The sequence below is a fragment of the Kitasatospora sp. MAP5-34 genome, from assembly GCF_029894335.1.
GTDB lineage: Bacteria > Actinomycetota > Actinomycetes > Streptomycetales > Streptomycetaceae > Kitasatospora.
In genome coordinates this window covers 36,836-52,240 of record NZ_JARXZC010000022.1, presented here as the reverse complement: position 1 = coordinate 52,240, position 15,405 = coordinate 36,836, and the positions used below count along the sequence as shown (strand labels likewise).

The following is a 15,405-nucleotide window of genomic DNA, read 5'->3' as shown; positions in this document are numbered from 1 at the left end:
CCAGGGGTAAGCACACGATGACGAAGTTCGACCGTTTGATGCAGGCCCAGACCGTCGCGGAGACCTCCTCGTCCCGCGAGTACTTTCTGAACGACGAGCAGCTGCCGCGCGTTGTCGAGGTCGACAAGGACCTCGATCTGTCGCAGTGGCTGAAGGAGAACAAGGCCCGGCTCAGGACGGAGATCAGCCGTTACGGCGCGCTGCTGTTCCGCGGGCTGGACCGGGCCTCCTTCGAGGAGGTCTTCGCCGGGCTCGCGGACCACCCGGTGGACTACCGTGGCGGTGCGGCGATCCGCAGCCGGGTCGACTCCGGTACCTACACCGCGAGTGAGTACCCGGAGTCGCTCGACATCCGGCTGCACAGCGAGTTCTGCTACTCCAACGACTGGCCGATGCTGCTGTTCTTCTACTGCGACGTCGCTCCCAAGGACCGTGGTCAGACTCCGATCGTGGACAACCGGACCCTCATCCGCCTGATACCGGAGGACATCGTCCGGCAGTTCCGGGAGCGGGGCCTGCTGTACATGCGCGGCTACGGCTACAACCGGACCTGGCAGCGCTCCTACGAGACGGAGAGCCGAGCCGAGGTCGAGGAGCTCTGCACGCGGGAGGGCCGCAGTTGCGAGTGGCTGGAGGACGACCGGCTGCGGACCTTCGAGCGCCGGCCGGCTGTCGCGGTGCATCCGGTGACGGGTGAGGATGTGTGGTTCAACTTCGCCCACGGCTTCCACATCTCCAGGATGGACGACGACATCCGGGCGGCCCTGTCGACCTCGGCGGAGGACACGGACGACGCCCTGTGGCCGAACAACGTCTACTGGGGTGACGGGGAGGAGATCGACGGCGACGTCATCGCGCAGGTCAACGACATCGTGGACCGCGAGGCCGTGCAGTTCGACTGGGCGGAGGGAGACGTTCTGGTGGTCGACAACATGATCTGCGGTCACGGTCGTCGTCCGTACACCGGGGACCGCCGGATCCTGCTGAAGATCGCGGACTCCTACCAGGAGCGGGGGACCATCGGTGTCTGAGATCGAGGAACTGCTGCCGCTGACGCCTCCGCAGCTCTCCCTGCAGCAGTACGCCGCCCGGCCGTTCGTGTTGGAGCTGGGCACCCCGCTGTCCGTGGCCGGGTTGTCGCAGCGGGTGCGAGAGGTCCTGGACGCGACACCCGCGCTGCGGCTGGCGTTGCGCAAGGTGACCGGCGTCCGGGTGCTGCGGCAGTCGCCGGGCGCCATCCGCTCCGAAGGCGACCACGAGCGAGGCGGTGGGTTCTCCGCAGGCGCGCTCACCGTCGCGGTGACCCCCGGGCCTGACGGTTCCCGTCTTCGTCTCACCGGAGACTGGAGCCTGGTCGACCGGTCCTCGCTCCAGGGATTCCTGGGCGCCCTCGCCGGGGTGCAGGACATCGAGGCGCAGGACCGCGTGGCCACTGTGGTCAACGCATACGCGCAGATGGCGAAGGACGGCGAACTCGCGGAGGAGGACGCCTACTGGAAGGCGGTCCCCGCCCGCGCCGAACGGGACCCGTTCGAGCTCCTGGGCACGGGGGCGGAGGGGAGCGCGCAGCAGCACTCCGGCCCGGCCGTGCGCAGCGCAGCCCTCCAACTCGCCCCCGGGGCACGGGAAGCGCTGAAGGTGCTCGCCCGGGAGTGGGACACCACAGTTGATGACATCGCCTACCTCGCGCTCTCGGTCCTCGCGTCCGGGTTCGCCGAGCAGCCGCTCCTCGGGTGGGTCTGCGACGCGAGGGCGACCCTCGGGCTGGGTGACCTTCCCGGCGCCTTCAGCCAGGTCCTGCCGGACATCCCGGTGCTCGCACCGGGCACGCCCTTGGAACGGGCGGCGCAGTTGCAGGGGCAGCGGCTGGCCGAGCACCGTGCGAAGGCCGGTGGGGCCGCTCTGGGAGCCGGTTCCGCCCGGCCGACGCTCGTCTTCGCGCCGGGTACCGGATGGGATCTGCCGACCGGATGGCGGGTCGACGAGTGGTGCCTCGGGGCCTCGGAAGCGGTGACACTGCACATCCTCGAGACCGACGCCGCCACGGTGCTGCGGGCCGATGCCGTGGACGGGATCGAGGACGGGCGCCTCGAGTCCCTGCTGGACGCCTGGCGGAGCGTGCTGGAGCACGTGGTCGAGGCCCCCTCCAGCAACTGCGGACAGGCGGGACCGCTGACCCGGACCGGGCAGCTCCTCCTGGCCGACGCCCTGGCCGCACCGGTCGCGGAGCAGCCCCAGGGGCTGTGCGAGGCGGTGTACGCGCACGTTCTCGCGGCACCCGACAGTACCGCCTTCCGGGTGGGGTCGGCCGGGGTCGGCAGAGGCGAACTCGCCCGGTCGGTCGCCGGGGTGCTCCGGGAGCTCGAGGGGGTCGAACAGGGCGCCGTCGTCGGCGTGCTCGCCGAGAACGGCTTGGACCTGCTCGTCGGCTGGCTCGCGGTGCTGTGGCACGGGGCGGTGGTACTGCCGCTGTCGCCGGAGGAGCCGCGGCAGCGGATCGAGGCCGCTCTCGCCTCGACCGGCGCGGTGGCGTTGCTGCACCAGGCCGGGCTCGGGGCGCAGGCCGAAGGGCTGCACCCGCGGACGTCGGACCTGACCGTTGCCGCTGCCGCGGGCATGGCGCCCTGCGGGCCCCCGGCGGACTGCCCCGGGGAGGCTCCGGCCTACCTGGTCCGCACCTCCGGCTCCACCGGGGAGCCGAAGGTCGTCGTGGTGACGCGGGGCAACCTCGACAACTACCTGCACGGGATCTCCGTCGGGCTGGAACTGGGCGGCCACCCCATGCCGTGGGTCTCCGCGCCCATCTTCGACGCCGGGCTCAAGCAGTTCCTCGGCCCCCAGTACGTCGGTGGCACGACCGTGGCGCTCGCCTCACCGCGCGCCGATGTCGAGGGCGTCGCCCGTGAACTGGCGGAATTCGAAGTCGACTTCGAGCTCAACTGTGTTCCCGGCTACTGGTCCGCACTGCTCGACGCGTTCGCCGAAGGGAGCCGGCCACGACTGCGCCGCCTCTTCCTCGGCGGCGAGCCGGTCGCGGCGGGGCTGGTCACCCGGACTGCGTCCGCGTTTCCACACAGCGAGATATGGAACCTCTACGGGCCGACCGAGACCACCGCGACTGCCACAGCGGGCCGCCTGCTGCCCGGGGGCCGGGTGGATGTCGGACAGCCCGTCGCCGGTGCCCAGGTGCTGATCGCCGATCGCTGGGGACGACCGGTGCCCGAAGGTTTCCCGGGAGAGGTCCGGGTGGCCGGGCCGGGCGTTGCCGCAGGCTACCTGAGCGACGGGCAGGTGGTGCCGTTCGGCACGATGACGATCGATCGCCGGGAGATTCCGGTCTACCGGACCGGGGACCTCGGTTCGCTCGTCGGCGGCCGACTGCGCCTGAACGGCCGTACGGACCGTCAGGTCAAGGTCCGCGGCTGGCGGATCGACCCCCAGCAGATCGAGTCGGTGGCCGAGAGGCTCGACGGGGTCCGCGCACGGGTCGCGGTGCGCCACGGCGACGGTACGTCGCTGCACCTGTTCTACACCGGCCCGGCTGCCGAACCGGACATGACGTCGCACCTGCGCGGCGAACTGCCGGCGGCTCTGATGCCGACGGTCACCCGAGTCCCGGCCTTCCCGTTCACGCCCAGCGGCAAGATCGATGAGCGCCGGCTGCTCACCGCCATGGAGGAGACCGGCCAGTTCGACCCCGAGGCCTACACGTCGGCCGAACGCGCTGTGGCCCAGGTGTGGCGGGAGCTGTTGAGCCGGGAGGAGTGGCCCGATCCCGAGGCGGACTTCTTCGCCTCCGGCGGTCATTCGCTGGTGCTCGCCCGGATGGTGAACATCCTGCGCGGGGACGGCCATGAACGGCTCACCATCAGGGCCGCCGTGCGGCGGCCGACCGTTCGGGCGCTGGCCGATCTGCTCGACCTCCCGGCCCCGCGCTCATGACCCTGGGGCTCTTGGAGGGAAACCTCGTCGCACTACGCGGGGAGGGGACGACGGCGCTGGTGTTCGTGCATCCCGCGAGTGGCATGGCCACGGCCTTCCGGCGCCTGCTCCCCCATCTGGGGGGCGACTACCAGGTGCTCGCATTCGAGAACGCCGGTCCGGTGGGCACCGAGCTGTGCTCGGTCGGTCGCCTGTCGGCCCGGTACACCGAGGAGCTGATGTCGTACGGCATCGAGCACGTGGTGCTCGCCGGCTGGTCCTTCGGCGGGTCGGTCGCCCTCGACCTGGCCGCGCGGTTCGAAGCGGCCGGGCGGAAGGTGTCCGGGGTCGTACTGATCGACTCGGGATGTCCGACCGTCCTCGACCGTGCGGAACGCACCCTGGGGGACGAGCTCGCGGGACTGTTCGAGTTCTCGTCGACCGAGGAGCTGGAGCTGGGACCGGCGGCCTCGGAACAGGAGACCTGGGCCGCGGTCCTGCGGGTCCTGCGGGACCGGTACCGGATGCCGTCACTCACCCGGGCGGACCTGGAGCCCTTCCTGTCCGCCTTCACCTGGCACCTCGAGGCGATCCGCGCGCCTTGGACGCCGCCCCGACCGACCGTGCCGGTGTTCCAGATCCGAGCCCGGCAGGAGACCGGTTGGGGAGCAGTGCCCGCCGATCTCGGCTGGACCGCCGCCCTGGGGGTGGCGGTCCAGGTGACCGAGGCCCCCGGCAACCACTACAGCATGCTCAACACGGACCACGCGGCCGAGTTCGGAAGTGTGCTGACCACTTGTCTGGAGCGCCTGGAGTGGCCGAAATGAGAACCGAGGACTACACCGTGGAACAGGACACAGCCCCGGACCGCATCCCCGAGAACTGCGTCGCCATCGTCGGTATGGCCGTCAGGGCGCCCAAGGCACCGGATCTGGAGTCGTTCTGGGAGATCTGCGTCCGCGGTGAGGACGGGACGACCTCCTGGCCGCGCTCCGAGACCCGGCCCACCCGGGTCCCCACCGCAGGACTGCTGTCCGACGTGGGCCTCTTCGACGCCGCATCGTTCGGGCTCAGCCCCGCGGAGGCGGAGATCCTCGACCCGCAGCACCGGGTCTTCCTCGAGCTGTGCTGGGACGCGCTCGACGGTTCGGGCGTGGTGCCCGCCCCGGATCTGCTGACGGGGGTGTACGCCGCTGCGGCGCCCAGCAGCTACCTGGTGCCCCAGGGCAGCTCCGAGGCCACCAAGTACCAGGTACTGACCAGCAACGCGCCTGACTTCCTCGCCACTCGGGTCAGCTATCTGCTGAACCTGGAGGGCGAGGCGGTCAACGTCCAGACCGGCTGCTCCTCCTCCCTGGTCGCCGTCCACTTGGCGGTGGAGAGCCTGCTCTCGGGCAACATCGATGTGGCGCTCGCCGGCGGAGTGACCGTCAACCTCGGGCTGGCGGACGGCTATGTCTTCGAAGAGGGCATGATCGCCTCTCCAGACGGCGTCTGCCGGCCCTTCGACGCCGAGTCGGACGGCGCCGTGCCGGGCAACGGGGCCGGCGTGGTGGTGCTCCAGCGCCTGGAGGACGCCATCGAGCAAGGGAGGGTGGTCCATGCGGTGATCCGCAGTACCGCCGTCAACAACGACGGCTCCGAGAAGACGAGCTTCCTGGCCCCGAACCGCCGTGGTCAGACGGACGTGCTGCTCTCCGCGATCTCCCGGGCCCGGATCCCCGTCGAGAGCGTGGGATATCTGGAGACGCACGGCACCGGCACCCGGCTCGGTGACGCCATCGAACTCGCCGCCGCGCAGGACGCGTTCGGGGCGCTCAGCGGCGCGGCGGGCTTCTGCGCCGTCGGCTCGCTCAAAGCGAACTTCGGGCACCTCGACCGGGCCGCCGGAGTGGTCGGCCTGATCAAGGCCGCCCTCTGCGTGGAACGCGGGATCCGTCCGCCGCTGCGGAACCTGCGCTCGCCGCTCCCCGACTTCGTGGGCGGGGCCGTTCCGTTCACCTTCCCGACCGGCGCCGAACCGTGGGACGCCGACGTCCGGCGGGCCGGAGTCAGCTCCTTCGGCGTCGGGGGCACCAACGCACACGTGATCGTCGAGCAGCCCCGGACCGCTCGGCGCGCCCGGACCGCTCGGCGCGCCGGGACCGCTCCGGTCGAGGGTCCGCTGGCGATACCGCTCTCGGCACCGCACCAAGCCGCCCTGACGGCAATCGAGGACACCCTCCGCGGGCGGCTGGACCGGGACGGCGCCGATCTGGATCTGCTGCACACGCTGGCAGCGGGCCGACGTCGCCACCGGCGGCGCAGCGTGCTCCTGCGCACCCGTGGCGCGGGCACGACCAGCGTGACGGTTCCGGATGGCACCCGCTCGCCGGGCGAAGGTGCCGGTGCGGCCGCACTCGTGCTCGCACCTGCCCAGGCGGCACCGGCCGGGGACTTCGGCCCGCTGCTCAGCCGCTATCCGGTGGCCCGCGAGAGTTGGGAGATGGTGGCCGCCCGTGCCGAGGCGGCCGCGGACGGAGTCCGCCAGGAGCGGAGGACGGGCAAGGACGATCGCGCCGATGCCGTCCTGCGGATCGCCCAGCACCTTGCCATGGTCGAGCTCCTCGCCTCTTTCGGCGTCGAGATCGGCTCGTTCCACGGACGGGACGACGACCCGCTGCTGCACCTCCTGCAGGGCGGTTCGGATCTCGAACGCTGCCTGCAAGACCTGCAAGAGCTGCCGTACGCCCCTGGCCCGGACGCAGCGGAGCCGACCGCGCCCGTCGACGGGCCGTGCATCGACCTCGCCGAGATCACGTCGCACCCGGACGGCTGCGTGGCGGGGCTGTTCGCACAGCTGGCCGCGCTCTGGGTGGCGGGGCAGGAAGTCGACTGGGACGCGGTCAACCTCTCCGGACAGGGCTCGATCGCCGAACTGCCGGGGTACCCGTTCCAGCGCCAGTCGCACTGGGTGCACACCCCCGAGCCGGAGACCGGTACTGCGGGGCGGTACGGCCGCTGCGTGCTCGAGGAGCCGGTCTGGGTGCCCGACGCCGTTCGACGGGGCACACCGCGAGTACCGGCGGAGGTGCGCGTTGTGGGCGAGGGACGTGTCGCCGACGCCCTGCGTGAACGGCTTGCGCGCATGGGCGAGGACACCCGGGCCTCCTCCGGCAGTGCCGTGGTCGTGGTGGTCGAAGGCCAGGACGGAGAACCCGCCGGTGCCCCGGCCGATTTCGACCTGAGGCGCTGGCTGCGCGAGACCGTGCTCGGCCCCGCCGGGGCACTCGCCGAGAACACCACGGACCTCGTACTGGTCTCGCGGGGCGGCTTCGCGGTCCTCCCCGGCGAATTGCCCGATCTGCGCCTGTCCGGCCTGCTCGGGGTGCGGGCCTGTGCCCCGCACGAGATGGTCGGTCTGCGTGCCTCGGTCCTCGACCTCGAACCGTGCGAGCCGGGTGGTGTGGCGCCGGTCGTCGACGCGGAGCTGGACCAGATCCTGTGGCAGTTCGGCGACGGCAGCGAGGATCGGGCGCTGCGCGGCGACTCCGGTTACCGGCGGGTCCACCGGCCGGTCGACGGCCTGCACCCGAGCCTGCTGCGCTGGGGTGGCACCTATCTGGTCCTGGGCGGGACCGGGAACCTGGGTATGCACCTCGCCGAGACGATCTGCGAGCAGACCCGAGCCAGGGTGGTGCTGGCCGGACGCAGTGCGGCCGGGCCCCGATCGGCGGAGATCCAGGCCGCTGAGCGGCGGATCCGCGCATCCGGTTCCCGGATCGAGTGGGCCACGGTCGACTGCACCGATGCCGACGACCTGCGCCGGGTCCTCGGGGAGGTGGCCGGCGAATCCGGACGGGTGGACGGCGTCTTCCACCTGGCCGGCGACACGGATCGGGAGGCGTTCTCCGAACTGGCCGAGGTCACCGAGCAGTCGGCGTTCGACACGGTCCGCGCCAAGGTCGACGGGGCGCGGTTCCTCGCCGCGGAGTTGGAGAACGTCGAGCACGACTTCGTCGCGCTGTACTCATCCCTGTCCACCGTCATCGGGGCGCGTGCCTTCGGGCCGTACGTCAGCGCCAATGCCTTCCTCGACGCGCTGGCCCGGGTGCAGACGGCTCGTACCGGCCGACCGTGGATCTCGATCCAGTGGGACGGGTGGTCGCACGACGGCAGCAGCAGCGAACGCGGCCTCAGCAGGGAGGAGGGCGCTCTGCTGCTGCGGGCCGCACTCTGCACGCGGTCCGCTGTGGTCGCACCGGCCACCGAGCCCGTCGCCGCCCGCCTGCGAACGATCAGCCGCGATCTGCTCGCGATCGCCGGCAGCATGACCGCCGACAGTGTTCCGGTATTCGGTACCGACGCTCTGGAGGCGGTGCTGGCCGCGATCCGGGCGGTCACCGGCCACAGCGAGGTGCCTGCCGACGAGACCTTCGTCGCACTGGGGGTCGACTCGCTGCAGATGATGCGGTTCGCCGCCCGGGTACGCCCACTGCTCCGCCCGGACGCCACCGTGGCCCGACTGGTCGCCTGCCGGACGCCCCGGCAGGCCGGCGAACTGCTCACCGGCGGCACCGAGGCAGCGGCCGAGCAGCACGCCGCAACCGTGCCCGTGCACCGGGACCTGCTCTCGACCATGCAGGAACGCCTGTATTACGAGAGCCAGTTGGGCGGGGACAGCGACTCCTACAACGTGCCCTTCGGTTGGACGGTCAACCAGGAGGTCTCGGAGGCCGAACTGCTCGACGCCGTACGGGCGGTGCTGGAGGAGCACACATCCCTGCGCTCCGTCTTCGCGACGGACCGTACGGGCATCCCCCGGCGCACGGTGACCGACGCGAGCGCTGTCCCGGTGGACGTGGTCAGCGGGCTACCCGACGGGGAGCACCCCCAGCGGCTCCTGGAGGAGTTCGTCTCGCGGCCCTTCGACCTGGCTGCCAGCTCTGCCAGGGTGCTGCTGCGGCAGGGCTCGGGAAGGTGGCAGGTGATCTTCGTCTGCCACCACATCGCGGTCGACGGCTGGTCCACCGATCTGATCGGCGGTTCGCTGGTGGCTCGCCTCGCGGGGGCCGAATCCGCCCGACCGGCGGGCGACTACGCCGATTTCGTCGCCTGGGAGCAGGCTTTCCGGGCAGGCCCCGAGCACGCCGGGCAACTCGATTTCTGGCGTCGGAGCCTGGACGGCGCGGTGCCCACCGTGCCGCCGTCGGACCGCGATGCCGATGGGGACAACAGCGTGGGCACGCTCTCGCGCTCGATCGGGGCACGGACGGTGATCGACCTCCAGGAGATGCTCGCCGTCGAGGGCACGACGCTCTTCGCCGCAGCTCTGTCGGCCTTCGCCGGTTCCCTCGCCCGCTGGTGCCGGACGGACGAGGTACTGATCGCGACCAACATCTCCAAGCGTCCGCTGCCCAGCCACGAGAACATCGTCGGGCTTCTCGTGGACCCGGTCCTGCTGCGCCTCGGACAGCGGCGACCGGAACACGGACCCACCTTCGGCGAGAGCCTCGCGGATGTGCGCCGGCAACTCCTCGAAGCGATGGGCAATTCGGACATCCCCTTCCTGGACGTCCTGCCGCTGCTGCGCCGGGAACCGGGGGCCCGCTCCGGCGCCTTCGGCGTGATCGCGACGATGTTCGACTCCGAGGCTGCGGACAGCAGGGTCGAGCCGTTGGAGATCCCGCTGCCGGGGACCGCGAAGTTCCCGCTGGCCGTTGAGTTCCGTTCCACGGCCGGTGTGCTGCGGATCAGGGCGCTCTACGACCGGTCGCTGTATCGCGAAGCGACCATCGCCTCGCTGCTCGATGGCATGGTCCGCTACCTGGAGGCCCTGGCCGTACAGGGGCCCGGCGGGACACCGCCGGCCACGGAGGCACGCCCCACATCGTCCCTGCGCGAGCGGCTGGCCGCACGGCTGACCCCAGCGGCTGTGACCGGACCGTCCGGGGAAGTACTGACATGACGCCCGTCGAGCGCCCCCTGCGAGAGCAGGTGCACAACGAATCGGGTTCGAGTTCAGATGCACCGTCACCCAGGTTGCCTGAAAGGGAAGTTGTGGATCCGTTGAAAAAGGGGAACACCTGATGCACGCCGACGAGTCTCCCGTCGATCTCCGGCCCGGCCCGGCTCACCGCGACTGGGCGCGCCGGCTCGCCGCTCTGAGCAGCGGTGAGGCAGCCCGCACGGCGCAGGAAATCGAGTACACCTGTCGTGAGTTGGGTATCTGGCAGTACACGGACCTGGTTCCGGTGCAGCCCTTCGTGGTCGACGCGGCGAGCGGCCGTACCTTCGACCGGCTGAATGCGCAGCTCACACGCCTGCTGGTGGCCCACGCCGTGGACGTCGCCGCGGGGGACTTCGGACGGCTGGCCGATCACACCGGTGTTCCTCAGGACGCTCGCTGGTTTCTGCCGGCCGCCCAGCCGCTCGGCCGGGTCCTGGGTTGTTCCCGAGCGGACGTACTGGTCCAGTCGGGGCAGCCGAAGTTCCTCGAGTTCAACTTCGGGGCCTGTCTCAACGGGGCGACGCCCACCCCGGTGCTGACGGACGCCCTGTTCAAGTCCGGTCCCGGTATCGAGGCCCGCCGCGCGCACGGAATCGGCGCGCAGTCGACCTTCGCGGCTCGGCTCGCCTGGATCGTGGACCAACTGCCCGACCCCGGTGGCCGGGTGGCTCTGCTCGGATTTCCCTGGGACGGAGACGAAGGTTCGCTGCGGGCATTCGAACTGGAGGCCGCCTATCACAGCGCGCACGGTGTCCCCTGCGACTTCGTCCCGTTCGACGAGGTCGAGATAGACGCCGGTGGGCTTCACTGGCAGGGCGTCACCTACGCGGCGGCAGTGAAGTACTTCATGGCTTCCGAACGGGTGATCGGCGAGCACGCGGACCGGCTGGCAGCCCTGGAACAGAGCGGAGTGCCGCTCTTCGGCGGGCAGCTCGCGGCATTGTTCACCAGCAAGGCGCTGCTGGCCGATCTGTTCCAGCGGACCGATCTGACGGCGGAGCAGCAGCGCCTGCTCGACCACGTTCCGTGGACCGCTCGACTGCAGGAGGGCCCGGCCCGGCGGCAGGGGGCCTTGGTCGATGTGGCCGAGTGGGCGGCCTCGCACCGGGAGAACGCGGTGCTCAAGCCGTGCAACGCCTTCGGCTCGCGCGGCGTGATCCTCGGCTCCGCCACGCCGGCCGGTGACTGGGAGCAACTGCTGAAGGACGCGGTCGGGAGCAACGACTACGTGGTGCAGGAGGCCGTCGAAGCCGACCCGTGGCCGCTCGTCTACTGGGACCGTCGGCGCGAGGAACTCACCGAGGTCACCGCACCGGTGCTGCTCGGCCCGTTCCGTGTGGGCGAGCGGAACGGCGGCTGCTACACCAAGCAACCCCGCGTGAACGAGGCTGCCAGGCTGCTGCGCAGCCGTGACGGCCTGTCGTTCGGTTGTGTGGTGACTGCCGGGGAAGACACGCCGGCAGAGGGGCACGGTCGGTGACTGTTCTCGACAGAAGCACGGTTCGGCGGGGTGCGGACGCCCCGCAGACAGGGTCGGGTACCGGTCGCGGGTCGCAGCTGAACCGTCTGCTGCTCGCCTTCAGCTTCGCCAACCTCGCCGACGGTGTGAGTCTCGTGCTGTTGCCGGTGGTGACGCTCTCGCTGACCCGGTCGGCGCTCGCGCTGAGCGCGGTGGCGCTGGCCCGTACTCTGCCCTGGTCGCTGCTCTCGATGCCGATCGGGGTGCTGGCGGACCGCAAGGCGTTGCGGACGCTGCTCATCTCGGCCAACGCGACACGAGCTGTCGTGATGGCGGCCCTCGCGGTGATGCTCGTCGCCGGAGTCCTGCCGCTGTTCGCGGTCATCGCCGCCGCGGCGGCGATCGGGGTCTGCGAGGTCTGCTACGACATCGCGGCACAGACGGCACTGCCCCGACTAGTGCCGAGCGAGGCCCTGGAGAAGGCGAACTCCCGGCAGACGTTGATCGCCGAGACGCTCCACGGCATGGCCGGGCCCGCCCTGGGCGGTCTGGTCGCCGGTATCGGGCCCGGCGTGGCTCTGGCGGGCGCGGGCGGGTGCTACCTCGTCGCCGGACTGCTGGGCGTGCGGCTGCCCCGGCTGAACCCCGAAAGCGTCACCCGCGGCAGTCTGCGGACCGACCTCGTCAGTGGGATCCGTATCGTCTGGTCCGATCCACTGCTCCGGGTCTTCCTCGTCATGACGGGCTTCGGCGCCGTCTCGTTCGCCGGGTGGCAGGCCATGCTCAGCCTCTTCGCGCTGGGCACCGGGCCGGTGCACCTCAGCAGTCTCGAGTTCGGCCTGGTCTACACGATCGGTTCCCTCGGCGGGGTGCTCGCGGCCGCGGCGATGCCGTTCCTCTCCACCCGGCTGTCCAGGACGACGCTGGTGTTCGCGGCCCGTTTCCTGGCCACGGCGAGTCTGGCACTGCCGTTCTTCCTGCGCAGCTTCCTGGGCTGTGCGATCGCGGTCACGGGATACAGCATGGCTGTCATCGCCTGGAACGTGGTGACGGTGTCCCACCGGCAGCGCAGCCTGCCGCCTGCGTCGATGGGGCGCAGCAACGCCTCGTACCGGACCGTCGCATGGGGGCTGCTGCCGTTGGGGCCGGTCGTGGCCGGGCTGGTCAGCCAGGGCATGGGCCCGGCGGTGGCACTGCTGTGCATGAGCGGGATCAGCGCCCTGGCCCTCTTCCTCCTTCCCACGGTCCACCGCCGTCGAGCCCTGCTCGACGCTGAACAGCCGGAGCCGGTATGACGCCCACAGCCAGGTTCGACGCACATGTACTGGACGGTCGGGACGGCACCGCCGCAGGGCGGTGCATAGCCGAGAGCGTGGACGACGCCATGGGGATCGGCCCCTACCGGCACGCACAGGCTCCGATCCCGGTGCGCCCGCTGTATCTTCCGCAGCAAGAACTCACCGCTCTTGCCCGGATCAGCCGCCGCATGCTTCGGCTCCTGACCAGAAGCTGTCTGACCCGGGGACGCGACGTCTTCGAGCTGGAGCGGTTGCTGAACTACGAACGCCCTGCGGAGTCGCTGTTGACCGACAGCAGACGGCAGAACCGGTTCGCGCTCGACTCCGTGCGCCCGGACATCGTGCTGAGCGACCGCATCCCCAAGATCGTGGAGTTCAACATCAACTCGGCGGTCGCCGGCCCGGAACAGGTGGCGGCCTTGAACCGCCTGTTCCGCGAGCAACTGCTAGGACCCGCCTCCACCGCCGCGCTGCTTCCGCCCGCCCGGATACCCGAACCGCTCCCGCTGCGCGCGCGCACGGTGGCAGCGGCGGCCACCGCCTTCCACGGCTCGCCGGGAGCAGTTGCGGTCATGGGCTGGGACCGGAAGGGCTTCGGGTCCCAGGAGTACTTCACGGACGTCCTGGCCGAGCTGCGGAACGCGGGGCTGGACGCGCACTTCGCGCTGCCGGAAGACCTGACCTGCCGGGCGGGCCGGCTCCGGTCGCAGCGGGGATCTGTCGGCACGGTGCTGCGCATGTTCGTCACCGCCGATGCGCAGGACGCCGAGCTGGACCTGTCGCCCGTGCGGCAGGCGCTCGAGGGCGACAACACTCTCGTGCTGGCCCCGGAGGCCGGTGCACTGCTTGCCTCCAAGCTCGCCCTGGCCTGGCTCAGCGCCGATGTCGACGCCCCGTGGATGAATTCCTCGGACGCCGCCTTCGTGACCCGCCACCTGCCGTGGACCCGGCACCTGAGTGACACCCGCGTGCACTGGCAGGGCGCCGACACCGATCTCCTTGCGCTGCTCCAGCGCGAGCAGAGCCGTTTCATCCTGAAACCGCTGAACCAGTACGGCGGTGCCGGGACCGTGGTGGGCAGGGATGTGAGCCCGGCGGAGTGGGCCGGTGCGCTCGATGCCGCCGAGCAGTCCCAGCGCTACGTGGCGCAGGAGTTCTTCCGGCCGGACCCGGTCGAACTGCCGGTCCACTACCGCGGGGAGTCGGACCTGCGCCTGCTTTCCGGGACAGCGGTGTTCAGCCCGATGCTGTTCGGCTGGCGAATGGGCGGTCTGCTGGCGCGCATCGTGCCGGACCGCGATCGATCCGTGGTGAACGCCGCTACCGGCGGACTGATGAACTGCGTCTGGGCAACGAAGGAGAACTGACTGATGCTCGACACCTGGGACGAGACCGATTTTGCTCAGGCCGCAGGCTGGCTGACCGGGGACAGCGCGGCGGCAGCCGACGCGGCGGCGCTGATCAACGACAGGCTGGAGGGACTTCGATTCTCCTCCGCCGACTCCCTCACCGCCCTTCGCCCGGCCGTCCTGGAACCAGGTCTTCGGGAGGATGTCTCCGCAGCGGCCCGCCGCCTCGTGGAGGTCATCCAACGGTACTGCTGGAACCTGACCGACTACCCCCGGGAACTGGCCCGGCTCTGCGGGATGACGCCGCATCAGCAGCCCTTCCTCGGTGCCCTCGCCCCCCGGATGGAGCGGGACCTGGCGGGTTGCAATGCTCGTCCGGACGCCTTGATCCGGAACGGGGTGCCAGTCTTCATCGAGGCCAACTTCGGCGCCGCCAACAGCAGCCCCATCACCACGAACGCGCTCCTTCCGGTCTACGAGGAGCTCTACGGCGTGGTTCCCACCGTGAGTGCGATGGAGTTGCGCGAGCCCTTCGCCGCCCGCGCGGAACTCTACTCCAGGATATGCAAGGACTACGGATTCGATCGACGAATTCTGATCGTCGGTACGGTTGCGGAGCCGGAAATAAGTTCGCCCCGGTACTTCCAGTGCGAGGCGGACTACATGTCCCGCTGCGGGTTCGAAAGCGAATACGTCGAGCTGGATTTCTTCTCCTCCCCCCGGGGGCGGCAGGCTTCGAGCCGTGGTGCGGTCGCACAGAAGCACTTCCTGCCGGAGGAGTTGAAGTCGCTCGGCTTGCATGCTCCGTGGGCGGATCTCCGCCGGGCGCACGAGAACATGGCCTGGATCGTGCCGGATTCAGGACTTTCGCTGTCGAGCAAGGTCGTGTTCGCCTGGTTGAGCAAGAACAGTGCCCTGCTTGACGCGGATGACGCGGAGTTCATCGAGAAGCACATTCCGTGGACGCGCTTTCTGGACGGCGGGGAGATCGACTTCGGCGGGCGGGTCGCGGATCCGGTCGAGCTGCTCATTGATTTCCAGGAGGACATGGTCCTGAAGCCCACGACGTCCTTTGCCGGCCAGGGTGTCCTGGTAGGAGCCGCCACGCGGGCGGAGGTGTGGCGGGAAGCGGTGAGGGGTGCTGCCCGGTCCGGGACCCATATAGTGCAGGAGCTCGTTCGCCCGGACGAACTCGTCATGGATTTCTATGACGCGTCGACGAAAGGCGTTCTGCGCTCTTCCGTCTCGTACGTCCTGGGCCCCTACGTGGTCGACGGCATCAGCGCCGGCTGTTCGGTGCGACACACCGTTGCCGCAGATTCCGGGGTTGTGAACCATATACGAGGAGCCAGCATCAACATAGTTCTCTAGTGGCAAACCCCGTCCATG

Annotated in this window: 8 protein-coding genes; all 8 read left to right on the top strand. The window is 70.3% G+C overall.

The features are described from left to right. Window positions 1–17: 17 nt before the first annotated feature. Entirely contained in the window at window positions 18–1,031 is a 1,014-nt protein-coding gene (locus tag P3T29_RS19125; protein ID WP_280717725.1) for a TauD/TfdA family dioxygenase, read from the top strand. Beyond that, entirely contained in the window at window positions 1,024–3,942 is a 2,919-nt protein-coding gene (locus P3T29_RS19120) for an AMP-binding protein (protein WP_280717724.1), read from the top strand. Before P3T29_RS19125 ends, P3T29_RS19120 begins: the two co-directional genes overlap by 8 nt. Window positions 3,943–3,953: 11 nt before the next feature. After that, the gene (locus P3T29_RS19115) at window positions 3,954–4,748 is read left to right on the top strand and encodes an alpha/beta fold hydrolase (protein ID WP_280717723.1); all 795 of its coding nucleotides are present in this window, start codon (window positions 3,954–3,956) and stop codon (window positions 4,746–4,748) included. Further along, on the top strand, window positions 4,745–9,868 hold the full coding sequence (locus tag P3T29_RS19110; RefSeq protein WP_280717722.1) for an SDR family NAD(P)-dependent oxidoreductase: 5,124 nt from the start codon (window positions 4,745–4,747) through the stop codon (window positions 9,866–9,868). Before P3T29_RS19115 ends, P3T29_RS19110 begins: the two co-directional genes overlap by 4 nt. A gap of 121 nt (window positions 9,869–9,989) precedes the next feature. Next, the gene (locus P3T29_RS19105) at window positions 9,990–11,390 is read left to right on the top strand and encodes a hypothetical protein (protein ID WP_280717721.1); all 1,401 of its coding nucleotides are present in this window, start codon (window positions 9,990–9,992) and stop codon (window positions 11,388–11,390) included. Then, window positions 11,387–12,664, top strand: coding sequence for an MFS transporter (locus P3T29_RS19100; RefSeq protein ID WP_280717720.1), 1,278 nt, complete (start codon window positions 11,387–11,389; stop codon window positions 12,662–12,664). The genes P3T29_RS19105 and P3T29_RS19100 overlap by 4 nt, the downstream gene beginning before the upstream one ends. Further along, window positions 12,661–14,034 (top strand): hypothetical protein, encoded by a 1,374-nt coding sequence (locus P3T29_RS19095; protein ID WP_280717719.1) that lies wholly within the window; start codon window positions 12,661–12,663, stop codon window positions 14,032–14,034. The genes P3T29_RS19100 and P3T29_RS19095 overlap by 4 nt, the downstream gene beginning before the upstream one ends. A gap of 3 nt (window positions 14,035–14,037) precedes the next feature. Continuing rightward, window positions 14,038–15,387: a hypothetical protein gene (locus P3T29_RS19090; RefSeq protein ID WP_280717718.1), complete on the top strand. Its 1,350-nt coding sequence runs from the start codon at window positions 14,038–14,040 to the stop codon at window positions 15,385–15,387. Window positions 15,388–15,405: the final 18 nt, after the last annotated feature.